The organism is Paraburkholderia jirisanensis, assembly GCF_054782355.1.
The window spans coordinates 269,245-286,820 of sequence record NZ_BAAGSQ010000025.1; the positions used below are offsets into that span (position 1 = coordinate 269,245).

Annotated in this window: 15 protein-coding genes; 9 read left to right on the top strand and 6 right to left on the bottom strand. The window is 65.5% G+C overall.

Features of this window, described 5'->3' with window-relative positions; translation table 11 throughout:
* Complete coding sequence (locus tag ACYVNQ_RS13125) at positions 1-732, bottom strand: IclR family transcriptional regulator (protein WP_460902927.1); 732 nt, start codon at positions 730-732, stop codon at positions 1-3.
* Between the two features lie 133 nt (positions 733-865).
* Here ACYVNQ_RS13125 and ACYVNQ_RS13130 point away from each other — a divergent pair, with 133 nt between their 5' ends.
* Complete coding sequence (locus ACYVNQ_RS13130) at positions 866-2,065, top strand: CaiB/BaiF CoA transferase family protein (RefSeq protein ID WP_460902928.1); 1,200 nt, start codon at positions 866-868, stop codon at positions 2,063-2,065.
* A 70-nt stretch (positions 2,066-2,135) separates the two neighbouring features.
* Here ACYVNQ_RS13130 and ACYVNQ_RS13135 read toward each other — a convergent pair whose 3' ends face one another.
* Positions 2,136-2,912 carry an enoyl-CoA hydratase/isomerase family protein gene (locus ACYVNQ_RS13135; RefSeq protein WP_460902929.1) on the bottom strand — a complete coding sequence of 259 codons (777 nt, stop codon included), beginning with the start codon at positions 2,910-2,912 and terminating at the stop codon, positions 2,136-2,138.
* A 231-nt stretch (positions 2,913-3,143) separates the two neighbouring features.
* Between ACYVNQ_RS13135 and ACYVNQ_RS13140 the strand changes: the two genes are divergently transcribed.
* Positions 3,144-4,622 carry a CoA transferase gene (locus ACYVNQ_RS13140; protein ID WP_460902930.1) on the top strand — a complete coding sequence of 493 codons (1,479 nt, stop codon included), beginning with the start codon at positions 3,144-3,146 and terminating at the stop codon, positions 4,620-4,622.
* Positions 4,623-4,778: 156 nt separating this feature from the next.
* Here the strand turns inward: ACYVNQ_RS13140 and ACYVNQ_RS13145 are convergent, their stop codons facing one another.
* Both ACYVNQ_RS13145 and ACYVNQ_RS13150 read right to left on the bottom strand, forming a co-directional pair.
* Complete coding sequence (locus ACYVNQ_RS13145) at positions 4,779-6,101, bottom strand: MFS transporter (RefSeq protein WP_460902931.1); 1,323 nt, start codon at positions 6,099-6,101, stop codon at positions 4,779-4,781.
* A 178-nt stretch (positions 6,102-6,279) separates the two neighbouring features.
* Entirely contained in the window at positions 6,280-7,227 is a 948-nt protein-coding gene (locus ACYVNQ_RS13150) for a hydroxymethylglutaryl-CoA lyase (RefSeq protein WP_460902932.1), read from the bottom strand.
* A 245-nt stretch (positions 7,228-7,472) separates the two neighbouring features.
* Here ACYVNQ_RS13150 and ACYVNQ_RS13155 point away from each other — a divergent pair, with 245 nt between their 5' ends.
* From ACYVNQ_RS13155 to ACYVNQ_RS13165, 3 genes are all read left to right on the top strand, one after another.
* Positions 7,473-8,399 (top strand): SMP-30/gluconolactonase/LRE family protein, encoded by a 927-nt coding sequence (locus ACYVNQ_RS13155; RefSeq protein WP_460902933.1) that lies wholly within the window; start codon positions 7,473-7,475, stop codon positions 8,397-8,399.
* A 204-nt stretch (positions 8,400-8,603) separates the two neighbouring features.
* Positions 8,604-9,020, top strand: coding sequence for a universal stress protein (locus ACYVNQ_RS13160; RefSeq protein WP_460902934.1), 417 nt, complete (start codon positions 8,604-8,606; stop codon positions 9,018-9,020).
* A gap of 234 nt (positions 9,021-9,254) precedes the next feature.
* Positions 9,255-10,160 carry a PTS sugar transporter subunit IIA gene (locus ACYVNQ_RS13165; protein WP_460902935.1) on the top strand — a complete coding sequence of 302 codons (906 nt, stop codon included), beginning with the start codon at positions 9,255-9,257 and terminating at the stop codon, positions 10,158-10,160.
* Positions 10,161-10,197: 37 nt separating this feature from the next.
* On the opposite strand, the gene ACYVNQ_RS13170 is transcribed toward ACYVNQ_RS13165, so the two are convergent.
* Positions 10,198-10,905, bottom strand: coding sequence for a glutathione S-transferase family protein (locus ACYVNQ_RS13170; RefSeq protein WP_460902936.1), 708 nt, complete (start codon positions 10,903-10,905; stop codon positions 10,198-10,200).
* Positions 10,906-11,217: 312 nt separating this feature from the next.
* Between ACYVNQ_RS13170 and ACYVNQ_RS13175 the strand changes: the two genes are divergently transcribed.
* From ACYVNQ_RS13175 to bla, 4 genes are all read left to right on the top strand, one after another.
* Positions 11,218-11,934, top strand: coding sequence for a 2Fe-2S iron-sulfur cluster-binding protein (locus tag ACYVNQ_RS13175; protein WP_460902937.1), 717 nt, complete (start codon positions 11,218-11,220; stop codon positions 11,932-11,934).
* Positions 11,934-12,917, top strand: coding sequence for an FAD binding domain-containing protein (locus ACYVNQ_RS13180; protein ID WP_460902938.1), 984 nt, complete (start codon positions 11,934-11,936; stop codon positions 12,915-12,917). The genes ACYVNQ_RS13175 and ACYVNQ_RS13180 overlap by 1 nt, the downstream gene beginning before the upstream one ends.
* 31 nt (positions 12,918-12,948) lie before the next feature.
* The gene (locus ACYVNQ_RS13185) at positions 12,949-15,183 is read left to right on the top strand and encodes a xanthine dehydrogenase family protein molybdopterin-binding subunit (protein ID WP_460902939.1); all 2,235 of its coding nucleotides are present in this window, start codon (positions 12,949-12,951) and stop codon (positions 15,181-15,183) included.
* A gap of 400 nt (positions 15,184-15,583) precedes the next feature.
* A complete protein-coding gene (gene bla, locus ACYVNQ_RS13190) occupies positions 15,584-16,474 on the top strand; it encodes a class A beta-lactamase (protein ID WP_460902940.1) in 891 nt (296 codons plus the stop codon).
* A 19-nt stretch (positions 16,475-16,493) separates the two neighbouring features.
* Here the strand turns inward: bla and ACYVNQ_RS13195 are convergent, their stop codons facing one another.
* Positions 16,494-17,423 carry a LysR family transcriptional regulator gene (locus tag ACYVNQ_RS13195; protein WP_460902941.1) on the bottom strand — a complete coding sequence of 310 codons (930 nt, stop codon included), beginning with the start codon at positions 17,421-17,423 and terminating at the stop codon, positions 16,494-16,496.
* Positions 17,424-17,576 lie beyond the last annotated feature (153 nt).

Consider the following 17,576-nt stretch of genomic DNA (forward strand, 5'->3'; position numbering starts at 1 on the left):
TCAGACCTCGGCATCCGGATACGGATGCCCGAGCAACCCGGTGATTTCACGCGCCGCGCGTTTGACGAGCGGCGCAAACTCCAGCTTCATCCGTTCGGACGGCATCGTGCACACGAGTGCCGCTTCGATGCGGCCATCCGCGCCGAACACCGGCGCGCCGATGCCGGCCAGCTGCGGCGCACGGTCGCCGGACAGCACCACCGATTGCTCGCGCCGGATCTGCTTGTACATCGACCCTTTTGCGCCGAGATAGGCAGACAGAATCCGCCCGCCCGCGCCGCGATCGAGCGGCAGCACGTCGCCGACATTCTGATGATCGCGTACCGGCTGCGGCGAATCCACCCGAAACAGGCAGACCCGCCGGTCGCCCTGCGGCACGTAATAGGCTGCGCTTTCCGCGGTCTGCCTGACGAGCTTGCGCAGCACCGGCATCACCACGTCCGCCAGCGAAAAGGTCGATGCATAGACATGATGCAGCCGCGCGACCGCCGGGCCGAGCCGGTACAGCCCGTCGCCGGTGCGCACCACCAGCCCCGCGTGCTCGAGCGAGGCCAGAAGCCGCAGCACCGTGCTCTTGTACATCTGCGTGCGCTCGGCGAGTTCCATCAGCCCGACTTCAGGCTCGCTGACGGTGAACACGTCGAGCAGCGATAGCGCGCGGTCGACCGCGGCCACGCCGCCTTCGGCCGCATTGAGATCGGCTACCGATGGTTGATTGGGCTTGCGTGGCATCCGCTCGTGAACCTCCGTATGAAAGACCGCTATTTTATCTTGGGCAAACCTTTATTATAATAGAACACGATTCTATCTTTTGAAACGTCGTTCGCGCATGGCAAATTGACATGCGCGAGCGCAAGGAGCGCGGATGGCTGGGCCGTTGAATGGAGTGCGGGTGCTGGATCTGACGAATGTACTGTCCGGTCCGTTTTGCTGTCATCAGCTCGCGCATATGGGCGCGGAGGTGATCAAGGTCGAAACGCCGGGTAGCGGCGATCTCGCGCGGCAGCTCGGCGCGGACCCGGAGCTTAATCGCGCGAAAATGGGCGTGTCGTTTCTCGCGCAAAACGCGGGCAAGCAGTCGGTCACGATCAACCTGAAAAGCGAGCAGGGCAAGGAAGTGTTCCGGCGCCTCGTCAAAACCGCTGACGTGGTGGTCGAAAACTATCGGCCCGGCGTGATGCCGCGGCTCGGTTTCGATTTCGATGCGTTGAAGGCGTTGCAGCCTGCGCTGGTCTATTGCGCGATTTCGGGCTTCGGCCAGCAGGGCGAACTGCGCGGGGCGCCTGCGTACGATCAGATCATCCAGGGCATGTCCGGCGTGATGAGCATTACCGGCGACGAAGCGACAGCGCCGTTGCGGGTCGGGTATCCGATTGCGGATACGATCGGCGGCATCACCGCAGCGTTCGCGATTGCCGCGGCGCTCGCACGGCAGCCGCAGCGCGAGGCGACTTTCATCGACGTATCGATGCTCGAAGCGACGCTCGCGACGATGGGCTGGGCGGTGTCGAACTATCTGATCGCCGGTCAGGCGCCGCGGCCAATGGGTAACGAGAACATCACCGCAAGCCCGTCGGGCGCGTTTCAGACCGCGCAGGGGCTGCTCAATATCGCGGCCAACAAGCAGGAGCAATTTGAAGCGTTGTGCCGCGTGGTGGAGCGCCCTGAATTGATCGACGATGCGCGTTTTGCCGAGCGGCAAAGCCGGCTCAAGCACCGCTTCGAACTGAAGCAGGCGCTCGAGGAGGCGCTCGCCGGACGCTCCGCGCAGGCGTGGTGGCCGCTGCTGACGCAGGCGGGCATTCCGTCGGGGCCGGTATTGAGCGTGCCTGAGGCGCTCGATCATCCGCAGGTCCGCGAGCGCGGCATGATTGCGCAATTCGACGATTGCCCGGGCGTGGGGCGCGATATCCGGGTGTTGCGCACCGGCTTCAAGGTAAATGGCGTGGCGCCGACAGTCGATGCGCCGCCGCCGCGCCTGAGCCAGGATACGCAGCGTGTACTCGAATCGCTTGGGTTTGTGCAGCAGGAGATCGATGCGATGCGAGACAGCGGGGCGATTTGACGCGTGTGCGTTGAAGCGGCTATGCGGCCTGCGCGGCTGCTCCGGCCGCGCAGCAGTGTCATTCGATCATTCAGCCTTGACCCGGATTGCGCCCGCCTTGCGCGAAATGAGCAAGGCCTTGCGCCGCCGCCGTGGTCTCGCGGCGGATCGCATCGTTCACGCTTTGCCCATACTCCATGCCGGCGCGCCAGCCGGTGATTTCAGTCGGAATCCGGTTGAGCGCCTGTTTCACTTCACGCAGCGCGACCGGATCGAACTGTGCGATGCGCTCGGCAAGCTCGGTTGCGCGCGCATCCAGTTGCGCAGCGGCGACCACCTCGTTCACCAGACCCCAGCGTTCCGCCGTTGCCGCATCGATGCGTTCCGCTGTCAGCAGCAGCCATGCCGCGCGGCGCCGCTGCACGGTTTGCTGCGTGGTTGGCCCGGCCATGCTCGCGTAGGTCGCGAAGCCGATTTCGGGGCAGCCGAAGCTCGCGCTATCCGCAGCAATCGCGAGATCGCATGAGTTGACGAGCGTCACGCCCGCGCCTAATGCGAGGCCGTTCTGCGCGGCAATGAACACCGCCGGATGCTCGCGCATCGACACGTTCAGCTCGAGTGCTTCCTCACCTGCCGTATCGGCCTGCCCAGCAGCCTTTTCCGCTTCGCGTTCTTTCAGGTCGAGACCTGCGCAGAACACCGCATCGGTGCCGGTCAGCACGATGACGCGCGCGTGGGGCTTCAGCGCTTCCAGATGCGTGCGCAGTGCCGTGCGCATTTCGCGATTGAGCGCATTGCGTTTAGCCGCGCGCGCGAGACGAATCACGGCCCAATGATCATGCTGCGTAACGACGACAAGTTCCGACATGCGTTTTATCCGTGCTAAAAATGGGGTTCCGAAAGATAGAACCGTGTTCTAAAGATGTTTGGAAAGTATACCCTGCCGGCGCCATTAAATGCCGAACCGAGGTTGACGCGTGAATCGAATTGAAACACCATAGTTAGAACGAAAATTCATAAGATAGAACGCTGAAGCGATGGTCGCAGCACTGTCGCGCGCGGCCATCGCTGCGGCACGCAGCAATCAAACGAGGCATCGATGCACGAGAACGACACTCCTACCCTCAGCGAGGGCAAACACGCAGCACTCGACGAGTTGCTCGCGATTCGCGGCAGCGACATTTCCGCTCGCCAGGAGGTCACGCTGACAGGCCACGATCCGTTCTTTCCCACGCCATTTCGCGTCGGCGAGAGCGCGGGTGCCGCACTCGCCGCGGTCGGCGTCGCGGCCAACGACATCTGGGAAATGCGCACGGGCCGTCGTCAACAGCTGAGCGTCGACGTGCGCGAGGCGGCCGCCACACTGCGCACCGTCGATTACACGCGCGCGCCGAATCGCGACGGCGTGTATCAGCCCGTGCCGATTCCGCAGGCCATGGCGCACATGCTGACCGTCACGCAGCCGTGGCGCACAGCGGATGGTCGCTGGCTGTTGCCGCATTTCAATCTGCCGAATCTGGCTGCACGCGTACTTGGCGTGCTGAAGTGCGACAGCACGCCGCAAGCGGTGCAGGCCGCAGTCGCGCAATGGAATGCCGACGAACTGGAAGAAGCGATCGCCACGGCCGGTGCGTGTGGCGGCACGATTCGCACGCGCGACGAATGGCTCGCGCATCCGCAGGGCCGTTATCTGGCCGAGCGTCCGGTGATCGAAATCGAACGCATCGGCGATAGCGCGCCGCAGCCGTTCATTCCCGGCGTGCGGCCGCTCGCGGGCACCCGCGTGCTAGATCTGACGCGCATCCTCGCCGGGCCGATTGCCGGCCGCACGCTCGCGGAACACGGTGCCGACGTGCTGATGGTGACGAGCCGCAGCTTGCCGCAAACGCCGGAGCACGTGCGCGATACGAGCCACGGCAAGCGCAGCTGCTTTCTCGAACTCACGCACGCGGCCGATGCCGCGCGTCTGGCCGCGCTGGCGCGCGACGCCGACGTGTTTATCGACGGTTACCGGCCAGGGCGGCTTGCCGCGCACGGTTTCGGCATGCAGCAACTGGCCGCGTTGCGGCCCGGCATCGTGCACGTGACGGTCAGCTGTTTCGGCTCGGGCGGTCCGTTTGCGGCGCGCGCGGGTTGGGAGCAGATCGCGCAGGCGGTAACCGGCGTTTGCGAAGCGAACGGGCGGCTCACTGGCGCCGGCCAGCCGAAGCTGGTATTTGCGCCGATGTGCGACTACACCACCGGTTATCTCGCCGCGTACGGCGCGATGCTCGCGCTGGCGCGTCGCGCGCGCGAAGGCGGCAGTTACCGCGTGCACGTTTCGCTATGTCAGGCGGCGATGTTTGCGCAACGGCGCGGACTGGTCGATACATTCGCACAGGCGCCCGGCAAATTGCCGGAAGACGTGCTGAGTACGCTATATGTCGATGAAGATGCCAGCTACGGGCCGCTGCGCACGCTTGGGCCGGTGCTGAAGATGTCGGAGACGCCGAGCCGCTGGGCGCTGCCTACGCCGCGACTGGGCGGCGACGAGCCTGAGTGGCTGCCGCTTACGCGGGCGGCGTTGCTCAATAGCTGACTCTCAATAGCCGATCGCGTCTACAGCTCATCCGGCAGCGGCGGGCCGGCGAAAAAAAAAGCGGAGCACCGGGAGGAGAGGGACGGTGCACCGCTTCAGGCTGCTGCTACGTGATGTGGTTATTTGCGTTGCGGTTTTTGCGTATCCGGTTGCAGCTCAACCATCCTTCATGAACGCGCGCAGCGAAACCGACAGGCCGGTCGCGACGAACAGCACCACCGCCATGCCGATCATGCCGGCCGAGAACGACCCGGTCCTGTCCTTCAGGAAACCCACCAGATAAGGCCCGACGAAGCCGCCGAACGCGCCGATGCAGTTGATCAGCGCAATCCCGCCCGCCGCCGCCTGGCCGGACAGGAATCGGCTCGGGATCGTGAAGAACACGGTGCGCGCGGTAATTGTGCCGATCAGCGCGAACGAGATGCCGACCATCGCCGGCAGCAACTGATCGAACAGGATCGAGAAGATCAGCGCGAGCGCGCCGAGCAGGCAGGTCAGCGCGAGATTCAGGATGCGCTTGCCGGTACGGTCGACGTGCGCGGCCCACACCAGCATCAACACGCTTGCGAAGAAATACGGAATTGCCGACAGCCAGCCGGTCATCGTGATGCTGATGCCGTGTCCCTTCAGGATCTGCGGCAACCAGATCGCCACGCCATACGAACCCATCGAGAAGCTGAACGAGATCAGCCCGAGAATGTACACGCGCGGGTCGCGCAGTGCGGGCAGGAACGCATGGGTCGGCGCGTGATTCGTTTTCGCATCGCGCGCAAGCGCGCGTTCGAGCGCATCGCGTTCGCCGGCGGACAGCCACTTCGCGTCGCGCGGCCGGTCGGTCAGCAGATACAGCGTGACGATGCCGAGCACGCACGCCGGCAGTCCTTCGACGATGAACATCCACTGCCAGCCCGCCAGACCCAACAGGCCGTGCAGATGCAGCAGCGACACCGACAGCGGGCCGCCAATGAACGACGACAGCGGCGTCGATACCGTAAACCACGCGAGCACGCGGGTGCGGTATGGCGTCGGGAACCACAGCGTCAGGTAGTAGATCACGCCGGGAAAGAAGCCCGCTTCGGCGATGCCGAGCACGATGCGCGTCAGATAGAAGCTTTTCGGGCCGACCGCAAGCGCGGTCGCGGCCGCCGCGAGGCCCCACGAAATCATGATGCGCGCGATCCACTTGCGCGCGCCGTAGCGATACAGGCCGAGATTGCTCGGCACTTCGCACAGGCAATAAGCGGCGAACATCAGGCCGGCGCCGAGACCGAATTCGGTGGCCGTCATCTGCAACTGCTTGAGCATCGTCAGCGCGCCGAAGCCGACGCTGGTGCGATCCAGATAAGCGAGGAAATAGCCGAGCGCGACGATCGGAATCAGTCGCCAGCCGGCCTTGCGGATCGCGCTGCGTTCCAGTTCGGCAAGATCGGCGGGTGCGGTGGCAAGCCGGTCCATGTCGGGCTGCGCGGTGTGCTGCATCGAAGTCTCCTGAGGGATGCCCTGCGCGGGCAGCGGCCCTTTGTTGTCGATCGGATGGTCTTTGTTATCGGTTTTTGTGGCTTGTTTCAGCTTGCGGCGTTGCTCGCGCACGGGGCCGTGCAGTGCGTGCTGCCGCGCCGCTGCATGACCTGGTGCAGCGGTTCGGAGCAGCCAGTGGCTATTGCTGCGCCGGCGGGCGCGCCGCATAGCTGAAACCTTTCGGCAGCCCCGCTGCGTTCAGGTAGCCATACAGCGGTTCGCCGGGCAGGCCTGCGGCCAGCTTGTCGCGCGCGGCGACCAGCCGCTCGATGTCGATGCCGGTCGGCACGCCCATCGACTCGAGCAGAAACACCAGATCTTCGGTGACGATATTGCCGGTCGCGCCCGGCGCGTATGGGCAGCCGCCGATGCCGCCTTGCGATGCATCGAAGGTGGTCACGCCGGCGTCGAGCGCAGCGACCACGTTCGCGAGGCCCTGGCCGCGCGTGTTGTGGAAGTGCGCGCCGCCCGCTGCCGCGCCGAGCTCCTGTTGCAGGCGCTTGAACAGGCGCTTCACTTGTGCCGGGTTGCCGTAGCCGGCGGTATCCGACAGCCCCACTTCATCGACGCCGCATTCGCTGGCCGCCAACGCGATGCGCAGCACGTCGTCTTCGGGCACCACGCCTTGCAGCGTGCAGCCGAACGCGGTGGACAAGCCCGCCTCGATTTCGACGCCGGGATAGCGCGCGTTGCGCAGCGCGACGATTGCGTTGAGCTCGTCGAGCATCTGTGCGTGCGTTTTGCGCACATTGGCGAGAGAGTGCGGCTCGCTGACCGAAAACGGCACGGTGATCTTGTGCACGCCGGCCGCGAACGCGGCTTCCGCGCCGCGCCGGTTCGGCACCAGCACGGCGACGTGCAGGCCCGGCAGCGTCAGCGCGTGCGCGACTACCTGCGCGGTGTCGGCCATTTGCGGCAACAGCGACGGCGGCACGAACGAACCCACTTCGATTTCGCGTAGACCGGCGGCCGCCAGCGCGTCGATCCATGCGCATTTGTCGGCGGTGGGCAAGGTGGCGGCAACGCTTTGCAAGCCGTCGCGCGGGCCCACTTCGCTGACAAGGACGCCGCTGCTGGCGGAATTCATCGGGCTACGCTCCTTTGGTACTCGGTATGCCTTGTGCGGCTATAAGTGTTTTGAAAGTTCTATAAGATAGAACTACATTCTGTCTTTGTGTCATGTTACGAAGAGCGGCTGTACGGTGTCAAGCGACTTGACGCGCTTCGCGACGCTCACGTATATTTTGGAATCTTGTTCTATAAGAAAGAACAAGATTCACCTCCGTCGCTGCAGCATGCCGCCTTCCGTTTCCCTCGTACAAGAGCTTTCCGATGATGTATCTGGACCAACCGCCCCGCCTGATCGAATCCCGCGTCTGGAGCACGATGCCCGCCGAATTGCGGCAAAAAGGGCAGCACTCCGCGTGGGCAGAGGCGAACAAACCGGGGCAGGCGGTGGAAAGCTTTATCGAAGGTCCGGCATTCGACGCCGACGGCAATCTGTATATCGTCGATATTCCGTACGGCCGCGTGCTGCGCATCTCGCCTGACGGTGTGTGGCAGGTGGTCGCGCAATACGATGGCGAGCCGAACGGTCTGAAGTTGCATCAGGATGGCCGCATCCTGATCGCCGACTACCGCAACGGCCTGATGGAACTCGATCCCGTCAACGGGCGCGTCCGGCCGCTGCTGGCGCGCCGCAACGCGGAGTCGTTCAAGGGCATCAACGATCTCGCGATCGCATCGAACGGCGACATCTTTTTCACCGACCAGGGCCAGACCGGTCTGCACGATCCGACTGGCCGCGTGTATCGGCTTGCACCGGATGGCCGCCTCGAATGCCTGCTCGCGAACGGCGTGAGCCCGAATGGGCTGGTGCTCGATGTGCACGAGCAGTGCCTGTACATCGCGATGACGCGCGACAACGCAATCTGGCGCGCGCCACTGCCGGCCTCGGGCGGTGTTGCGAAAGTGGGTCGCTTCTGCACGATGTTCGGCACCAGCGGGCCGGATGGACTGGCGATGGACGAAGCCGGCAATCTCGCGGTCGCGCATGCGTCGCTCGGGCATGTGTTCGTGTTCGCGCCGAACGGCGAGTGCATCGCGCGTGTGAAATCGGCGGCCGGGCCGACTGTGACCAATGTCGCGTTCGGCGGACCCGGGCGACGCCAGTTGTTCATGACCGAATCGATGACGGGCAGCATTCTGGTCGCCGACATGCCGCATGCCGGCATTGCGCTGCCGCGCCGCGGCGGTTGAAGCAGAAACTGAGGTAGCAACCGAAGCGCGGTTGAATCGGCGATCGAAGCAGCGCTTTCGGATTGTCTACATTCATACGATACGCACCGGTTTTCAGCCTTCGGTTTACAGCATTTTTAGACATCCCCCCGGATATTTTCCGGCAGCTTGATGCCCGGCCTGCTGAAATGGCAGCGTCTTGATCCGCATTGAGTGGAAGCCCCGATGTTACGGTTGCTGATTCCCGTGATCCATCACGATGGCGCGCTGCAGGCCGCGCGCCATGCCGCGTTTCTGTTTGCCGAGCGTTGCGTCTCGGAAGTCGAACTGGTCGAAGTCATGCAGCCGCTCGCGTGGGGGCGGGCCGCGGCATTTCACGCGCGCGGGCCGTTGCGTCTGTTCGACCAGCGCTGCGTGCCGAGCGCGCTGGCGCAAACGCGCGCGATCCTCGACGACGCGGGCGTACCTTATCGCAGCACGCAAGCTTTCGGCCCGATCGCCCAAACCATCGCCGCGCGCGCGACGCAAAAGCACGCGGATGCCGTGATCGTCGATGCGAGCCAACTGGGCGTGCTGACGCGCTGGTGGATCATCGCGCGTCTGTGGCGCCTGACGCGCACACCGGTGACGATGCTGCATTGAGGCGATGGGCAGGCGCGCCCGGCGCGAAGCGGAAGGCCGGTGCGTTCGTCACGCACTCCATACGCGACACGCGCCGCACGTGTCGACCGCGTTGCACGCACGCGCTTTTTCAACGTCCCGCTACCCCAGTCCGTTTTCTCCTAAGCCGTTTTTTACGACGACCCTGCGGCCTTTTATGCCGCTTTTGCACGACGTCGGATAATCTTCAACTGTCGAACGCATCGAGAGGATCAGATGGCGCACACCCTGGGCGGAGGACTTCGAGCATTGCTCAAGCGCGGCAAGCCGGAACGCCGCGTCGATCCGGACCGCGAAGCCGGCCGCAACGTGATGCTGCACGTGACTGTCGATGCACAGCACACCACGCCGTTTCGCGAAGCGCTGATCCGCGACTGCGGCAACCAGCAATGGACGCTGCGCGTCGCACCGCTGCGCGACAGCGGCCGCATGCGTCTGTCGCTGTATCTGCCGAAGGCCGACGTGGGCCACGCGATGCGCCACCTGTCGATGCTGACGCCGGACGCCGAAGTGGGCCAGGTGATGGAGATGCCCGACACGCCGACCGATGCGTGGCGTAGCCTGATGCGGGCCGATGCTGCAGAGCGCGAGCGGCCGGCGCGCGACCATCGCGCGGGGGAGCCAGGCGAGCCGCCGCGCCTGACGCAACTGCTGCCTGCGAGCCACGTGCTGCTGGGCCTGCGGGTGACCAGTCGCGATGCGCTGTTCGAGCAGTTGAGCCGCTCATTCGAGGCGTTGTGCGAGGTGCCGGCGGCAACCGTCGTAGCGGGGCTGGCGTCGCGCGAGGCGCTGGGTTCGACCGGCCTCGGCCGTGGCCTCGCAGTGCCGCACGGCCATATCGAAGGCATTCCGCGGCCGGTCGCGATTTATGCGCGGCTCGCCGAGCCGATCGCGTTCGAAGCGCCCGATGGCCAGCCGGTCAGCGACGTCGTTGCGCTGCTGGTGCCGCAGTGGGCGGACAGTGCGCATCTGCATCTGCTGGCGGATGTCGCGCAATGCTTTTGCGATCACGAGTTCCGTGAGCAACTGGAACGCTGCACGGCGCCGGAAGCGGTGTGCCGGTTGTTTCGCAGCCGGGCAGCGCAAGAGTCAGGTGAGAGCGGCGAGCGACGGTCGAGCTGAGCGTGGCGAGGTGCTTGCGTGCACCCTACGTGCGCCGTCAGTTGCCTGAACCGCCACGCGTCACCACTTCCCGCATCGCCTCGCAATACCGCACCAGCTGCGGCTCTGACAGCACGAACTGCTTGAGCGGCGTCGGGATGTCATAGAAGTAAATATTCGCGACAAACCCATACACCCCCGCATCGATACTCACCGGCCGATCCGCGAACAGAAAGCCTTCGTCGTGGATCAGGTTCGCGACGACCTGCAAATCCGCGATGCCGCGCGCATACGCCTGTTCCGGCTCGTAGCGCCCGATACCCTGATAGTGGTAACGATTGAAGTTGTACTGCCGCGCCGCCTCGAGATCCTGCTCGGCCAGATCCGGATGTTGCGCCAGCAACGCCGCCCGGAAAGCCGGCCAGTACCGGTCGTCGCGCCAGCGCGAATACGACATGACCCAATACAGATCGTCCAGCGTGCGCCGCAGCATCAGATCGAGATCGCGCTGCGCACCGGTCAGCGCCGCATCGATCGGTAGCGCATACTGGCGCGTCAGATAGGCCAGTATCGCGTCGCTATCACCGATGGTCTGGTCGCCATCCACCAGATACGGCAACTGTCCGCGCGGCGCCGCTTTGGTGTCGAGAATATGCCGATGCTCGAATGGCAGGCCGTTGAGCTTCAGAAACGCAAATACCTTGAGCCCATACGGATTGTTGTCCTCGAGGCCGTACAGCCCGGGATATGAGTAGAGCGTGATCATCCAGCTACTCCTTGGACAGGGTCGTGCAACGGACTACGCAGCAAACCGGCTAGCGCGATTCTACCGCGCGTGTCGTTGCAATCAGCCGTCTCGCCCACATCGAACCGCCGGCGCGTACCGTCTTGCGCCGGCCCCGACCGTGCAGTTTTTGTGCAAGCGGTATGAAGCGCTGCGCGCTGGCTACCGAAATACGGCTATGGCAATGTCTCGGGCGAGGATGCGGCACCTTGGCTGCGATGGCCGGCGTGATGATCCGTATTCCGCACCCTGTTGTTCAACCTGCTTAAACCCAGCTATTCGGGGGCAACGTAAATGACTGAGCATACGAATCCGGCCCGCACTGCAGCGCGCGACGGCGACAGCCGCACGCCCGGTTCGGGCGCAAGCGACGCGACCGACAACCCGGCTGGCGTTACGCGCCGCGGCTTTCTGAAGTCGGTCGGCGTATCGGGCCTGGCTGCCGCGGCGGGCGCGCCGGTGCTGTCGGAAGCGCGCGCCGACGAAGCGCCGCCAGCCGCAGTCGTGCCGGCAGCCGGCACTGGCACGAGCACCACACACACCGTGCAACTGAACGTAAACGGCGTGATGCACAAGATCAATGTCGAACCCAACGCCATCCTGCTCGACGTATTGCGCGACCAGCTTCAATTGAGCGGCACCAAGAAGGGTTGCGATCACGGCCAGTGCGGCGCGTGCACGGTGCACGCGAACGGTGTGTCGATCAACTCGTGCCTGTCGCTTGCCGTGATGCACGATGGCGACCAGATCACCACGGTCGAAGGGCTCGCGCGCAACGGCAAGCTGCATCCGGTGCAGCAGGCGTTCTGGGAACACGATGCTTACCAGTGCGGATACTGCACGTCCGGCCAGATGATGAGCGCGGTAGCCGTGCTGCACGACCAGCGCATCCCCGCCGACGACCACGCGCTGCGCGAGGCGATGAGCGGCAACATCTGTCGCTGTGGCGCGTACAAGAACATCGTCGCGGCGATTCAGGACGCGCGCGGCAAAATGCGGAGGGCCGGCTGATGCGTAACTTCGACTACCAGCGCGCCGCGAACGTCGACGATGCGATCGCCGCGCACGCGCAAGCTGCGAATACTGTGTTCCTTGCGGGCGGCACGACGCTGCTCGATCTGATGAAGCTCGATGTGATGCGCCCGGCGCGCGTCGTCGATATTCACCGCCTGGCGCTCGACCAGATCGAGGTGTTGCCGGACGGCCGCGTGCGGGTCGGCGCGATGGTCAGCAACACCGAGCTGGCGCGCAACGAGATCGTGCGTACGCGTTACCCGGTGCTGTCGCAGGCGTTGTTGTCGGGCGCGAGCACGCAGCTGCGCAACAAGGCCACGACCGCGGGCAACGTGATGCAGCGCGTGCGCTGCGGCTACTTCCGCGACGGCGTATCGCCGTGCAACAAGCGCGAGCCCGGTTCCGGCTGCTCGGCGATGGCGGGCCACAACCGCAATGTGCATGCGGTGCTCGGCGGCAGCGAGCAGTGCATCGCCGCGCATCCGTCGGATATGTGCGTGGCGATGGCGGCGGTCGGCGCCAGCGTGCGCGTACAGGGGCCAAACGGCGCGCGCGACATCGACTTCCTCGACTATCACTTGCTGCCCGGCGCTACGCCGTGGAAGGAGCACGCGCTCAACGACGGCGAAATGATCACGCACGTGACGCTCGATGCGCCGCTTGCCGGCAGCCGCTCCGCGTATCTGAAGCTGCGCGACCGTGCGTCGTACCAGTTCGCGCTCGCGTCGAGTGCGGTGATCGTGGTGCTCGACGGCGGCACGATCCGCGACGCGCGCATTGCGCTGGGCGGCGTCGGCACCAAACCCTGGCGCGCACCGAACGCGGAAGCCGCGTTGAAAGGCCAGCCGGCTACGACGGCTACGTTCCAGCATGCCGCCGCGGTGGCCATGCAAGGCGCGCGCTCGTACGGCCAGAACGGCTTCAAGATCGCACTCGGCCAGCAGGCGATCGTGCGCAACCTGTCGACGCTCGTCGCATGACGCGCGCGGTCTACGTTACGGTGAGGATGTTATGAACCAGCAGGATGGAATCGGCGATTCGATGCGCCGGGTAGACGGCCGCCTGAAAGTGACCGGCGCGGCACACTACGCCGCCGATCAGAATCAGCCCGGCATGGTGTACGCGTATGGCGTGTTCAGCACGATCGCGAGCGGCCGCGTGCTGCGCATCGATAGCGCAGCCGCGCGCCGCACGCCGGGTGTGATCGAGATTTTCACGCACGAAAACTTTCCGCGGCTCTATCGCGCGCCGCGCACGTTGACGTCGTTCTCCGACATACTGACCGCGTCGGTGACCGACGAGCGCCGTCTGCCGTTCGAGGATGCGAACGTGAATTACGCGGGCCAGTTCGTCGCGCTGGTGGTGGCCGATACGTTCGAGCACGCGCGCGAGGCGGCGTACAAGGTCGACGTCAGGTATGCGGCGAACAAGCCGGTCGCGAATCTGGAGCAGGGCGTGGCCGCCGGCGGCACACGCAGCGCGGGCCGTCAGCACGCACGCGGCGAACCCGGGCCCGCTTTCGATGCGGCGCCCCACAAGATCGATGCGGTGTATCGCACGCCGGTCGAAACGCACAATCCGATGGAAATGCACGCGACGCTCGCCAGTTGGAACGGCGACGAACTGCATCTGTACGAGGCGTCGCAGGGCGTGACGACGCATCGCAATACGCTTGCGCGCATCTTCAACATGCCGCCGGAGCAGATCACCGTTGAAGCGCCGTTTATCGGCTCGGGCTTCGGCAGCAAGCTGTGGTTGTGGCCGCATTCGGTGGCGGCATGCGGCGCATCGCGCGCAGTCGGGCGGCCGGTCAAGCTGGTCGTGCCGCGCGCGCAGATGTTTACGACCACCGGCCACCGGCCCGAAACGCGTCAGCATCTGCGCATCGCGGCCGACGCGAACGGCAAGATCACGTCGCTGCGGCACGAATCGGTCAGCACCACCTCGTTCACCGATCAGTACGTGGAAAATTGCGGCGGGCAGGCGAAGAGCCTCTACTCGTGCGCGAACGTGCAGGTGAGCCATGCGGTGACGAATGTAAATCGCGGCTCGCCGACCTCGATGCGCGCGCCCGGTGCGGCCCCTGGCTTGTTCGCACTCGAATCGGCGATCGACGAGCTCGCGCTCCAGTGCAACATGGACCCGCAGGCGTTTCGCCTGCAGAACATCTCGACGCGCGACGAGAGCGTGAATCTGCCGTGGTCGAGCAATCATCTGCGCGATGCGATCCTGCAGGCCGGTGACCGCTTTGGCTGGCAGCAGCGCACGCCGGGTATCGGCTCGATGCGCGACGGCAACGAGATCGTCGGCTACGGGATGGCCGCGTGCAACTGGGACGCGCACCGCACGCCGGCGCGGGCGCGCGTCGAACTGCGCAGCGACGGCCGCGTGGGTGTGTTCTGCGCGGTGCAGGACATCGGCACCGGCACCTACACAGTGGCCGCGCAGACCGTCAGCAGCATGACCGGGGTGCCGACCGAACGGATCGACGTGAAGCTCGGCGATTCGTCGTTTCCCGATGCGCCGGTGTCGGGCGGTTCGTGGGCCACCGCGAGCGTGATGCCGGCGATCGCCGAGGCGACCCGCAACGCGATCGCGCAGCTGAAGATGTTCGCGACGCAAAGCGGCGCGTTCTACGATGGCGTCAAGCCGGATGCGATCCGCTACGACAACGGCAAGCTGCTCAGCGGCGAGCGCTCGGTCGACGCTGCTGCGGTGCTGAAGGCGCAGCGTCTGGCGGCCGCGGAAGGGAACGCGCATACCCCCGGCGCGCCCGACGGCAAGTTTGCATTCGGCTCGTTCGGCGCGCATTTCGTCGAGGTGCGCTGGGATCCGGGCATCTCGCATCTGCGGGTCGCACGCGTGGTCAGCGCGATCGACGTCGGCCGCATCGTCAATCCGATGACGGCGCGCAACCAGGTGGAAGGCGCGATCGTGATGGGCATCGGCATGGCGCTGTTCGAGGGCACCGAGTACGACGAGCGTTCCGCGTTGCCGGCCAATAACAACTACGCGGAGTATGTGGTGCCGGTGCATGCGGATCAGCCGCAGATCGACGTGATCCTGCTCGACCATCCCGACTTCGAACTGAACGAGTTCGGCGTGCGCGGCATCGGCGAGATCGGCATTACGGGGCTCGCGGCGGCGATTGCGAACGCAACCTGGCATGCGACCGGCCAGCGCGTGCGCGAGTTGCCGATCACGCTGGACAAGCTGATGGATCCGGCGGCGGTGTTGAGCGTGTAGTGGTGGCAGCGGTGGCGATGCGTCGGGTGACAGACGCGATCGATCGCCGGCGGGATGCACGACGAAGGTGGCGGTCCCGCCGTCATCTTCGGCATAATGCGAGCCGGTAGCGCGTGCGCGTGACGCTCGCTGTCTGCGTTACGCGCGCCGCCAGCGCGCCGGCCCGAGGGGCGCGACAGGAGAGCCGGCCGCGGTGCGCGTTGCGCTTGCCGTTTCGGGCGCGCGCTGCAAGAAGCTGGCTGGGCGGCACCATGGGCACCACGGGCGAGCCGGCAGCTGGCCGGAACCCGTTGCGCGCCATCCGGTCGAACCCGCTCAGTCAATCGCCAGTCGTCCGCTCTTTCATCGCTCATTTCACCGCTCATTTCACCGCTAACTCAAGGTTCAAGGATCACCCCGGATGACCCATTCGCCTGCCCGCCGTGCGTTGCTTGCTGCGGCCGCCACCGTTCCCCTGGTCTCCGCGTGCGGCTACTGGCCGTTCCGGCGCGGCGCCGCCAACCCGGCCGAACGCAAACTTGCCGGGCTCGAAACCGCGCACGGCGGCCAGCTCGGCGTGTATGCGCTGAACACGGCCAACGGCAAACTGCTCGCGCATCGCGCCGGGCAGCGCTTCGCGTTCTGCAGCACCTTCAAGGTGATGGCCGTCGGCGCGGTCCTGCAGCGCAGCAGCAAGGACCCGGGGCTAATGGACGAGCACGTGATCTACGGCACCGACTCGCTGGTGCCGAATTCGCCGGTCACGTCGAAGCACCTGGGTGGCGACGGACTGTCGAACGCCGAACTGTGCGCCGCCGCGCTGCAGTACAGCGACAATGCCGCCGCGAACCTGCTGCTCAGAGAGCTGGGCGGCCTGTCGGCGGTCAACGATTTCGCGCGCTCGATCGGCGACGACACGTTCCGCCTCGATCGCTGGGAGACCGCGCTGAACGAAGCGCTGCCGAACGACTGGCGCGATACGTCGACGCCGCAGGCAATGGCGAAAAGCCTGCAGAAGCTTGCGCTCGGCGATGCGCTCGGCGCGCCGCAGCGCGAGCAACTGGTTACGTGGATGCGCGGCAACACCACCGGCAACGAGCGGATCCGCGCGGGCGTGCCGGACGGCTGGAGTGTCGCCGACAAGACCGGCACCGGCGATTACGGCACCACCAACGACCTTGCGCTCGCATGGCCGCCGGGCAGGCCGCCTTTGATCATTGCGCTGTATTTCACGCAAGACCAGAAGGACGCGAAAGCGAACAGCGAAGTGCTGGCCGCGGCGACGCGCATCGTCGTCGAGGCGCTCGCTTAGGCGCTTTGCGGGTGCGGTGCTAGCGGAACACCACTTCGGTCTGCGGCGCGTGCTGCGGTATTTCGTCCTTCAGAAAATCGATCAGTGCGCGCAGCTTCGGCGGCACGCGGCGGCGGTCGGTGTAGTACAGCGCGAAGCCGGACAGCGGCGGGCTCCAGTCGGCCAGCACGCGCACGAGGCGCCCGCTGTCGAGAAAGCGCTCGATATAGCCGTTGATCATGTAAACGATGCCGATGCCGTCGAGCGCGGTTTGCACCAGCGCCGCCGCATCGTTGATCAGCAGCCGGCCGCTGACCGCGAGTTCGAGCGTTTCGCCGTCTTTCGCAAAGGCCCAGCGTTCGACCTGACCGGTCGAACTCAGGCGGAAACCGACGCACGAGTGCGCGAGCAGGTCGCGCGGATGACGTGGCGTGCCGCGCGCAGTCAGATATTCCGGTGACGCGACGTAGTACGCAGCGAGCGGCGGCCCGACATTGACCGCCACCATATCGCGTTCGACCTTGTCGGCGAACCGGATGCCCGCGTCGTAGCGCCCGCCGACGATATCGACCAGCGTGCTTTCGATCGACACGTCGAGCGTGATGTCCGGATAGCGGTCGAGAAAGCGGCGCAGCATCGGCTGCAGCACGATCATGTACGCGGAGCGCGACACGCTGATGCGCAGCAGGCCTGCGGGCCGGTCGAGCGCGGCGCCCAGTTCGTCGGACGCGAGCATCAGCTCGCGTACGGCCGGCAGCACACGGTCGAAATAGGTCGAGCCGGCTTCAGTCAGACTGACGCCGCGCGTATTGCGATTGAACAGCGCGAGGCCGACGCGTGCCTCGAGATTGCGGATGGTCTGGCTCACCGCCGACGGCGAGACGCCCAGGCGCACGGCGGCCGCGGAAAAGCCCCGTTCTTCCGCGACGATAATGAATGTGACGATCCCGTCCAGTTGATCCTGACGCAAGCGTGATGTCCTCCAGGCAGCGGCAGCGTGCGCGGCGCCCGTCCCGGCGCGCGCTGCCAAGGACGGATCATACCTGCGCCGGCGGCTTCCGGCAGGGGGGGCGTCGCGGGTGCGTGGCGGGTGCCTGGAGGACGCGGCGCGTTACGGACCGTT

Coding starts and splice junctions, on each gene's coding strand:
- ACYVNQ_RS13125 (WP_460902927.1), bottom strand. CDS start 732: ATGCCACGCAAGCCCAATCAACCATCGGTAGCCGATCTCAATGCGGCC.
- ACYVNQ_RS13130 (WP_460902928.1), top strand. CDS start 866: ATGGCTGGGCCGTTGAATGGAGTGCGGGTGCTGGATCTGACGAATGTA.
- ACYVNQ_RS13135 (WP_460902929.1), bottom strand. CDS start 2,912: ATGTCGGAACTTGTCGTCGTTACGCAGCATGATCATTGGGCCGTGATT.
- ACYVNQ_RS13140 (WP_460902930.1), top strand. CDS start 3,144: ATGCACGAGAACGACACTCCTACCCTCAGCGAGGGCAAACACGCAGCA.
- ACYVNQ_RS13145 (WP_460902931.1), bottom strand. CDS start 6,101: ATGCAGCACACCGCGCAGCCCGACATGGACCGGCTTGCCACCGCACCC.
- ACYVNQ_RS13150 (WP_460902932.1), bottom strand. CDS start 7,227: ATGAATTCCGCCAGCAGCGGCGTCCTTGTCAGCGAAGTGGGCCCGCGC.
- ACYVNQ_RS13155 (WP_460902933.1), top strand. CDS start 7,473: ATGATGTATCTGGACCAACCGCCCCGCCTGATCGAATCCCGCGTCTGG.
- ACYVNQ_RS13160 (WP_460902934.1), top strand. CDS start 8,604: ATGTTACGGTTGCTGATTCCCGTGATCCATCACGATGGCGCGCTGCAG.
- ACYVNQ_RS13165 (WP_460902935.1), top strand. CDS start 9,255: ATGGCGCACACCCTGGGCGGAGGACTTCGAGCATTGCTCAAGCGCGGC.
- ACYVNQ_RS13170 (WP_460902936.1), bottom strand. CDS start 10,905: ATGATCACGCTCTACTCATATCCCGGGCTGTACGGCCTCGAGGACAAC.
- ACYVNQ_RS13175 (WP_460902937.1), top strand. CDS start 11,218: ATGACTGAGCATACGAATCCGGCCCGCACTGCAGCGCGCGACGGCGAC.
- ACYVNQ_RS13180 (WP_460902938.1), top strand. CDS start 11,934: ATGCGTAACTTCGACTACCAGCGCGCCGCGAACGTCGACGATGCGATC.
- ACYVNQ_RS13185 (WP_460902939.1), top strand. CDS start 12,949: ATGAACCAGCAGGATGGAATCGGCGATTCGATGCGCCGGGTAGACGGC.
- bla (WP_460902940.1), top strand. CDS start 15,584: ATGACCCATTCGCCTGCCCGCCGTGCGTTGCTTGCTGCGGCCGCCACC.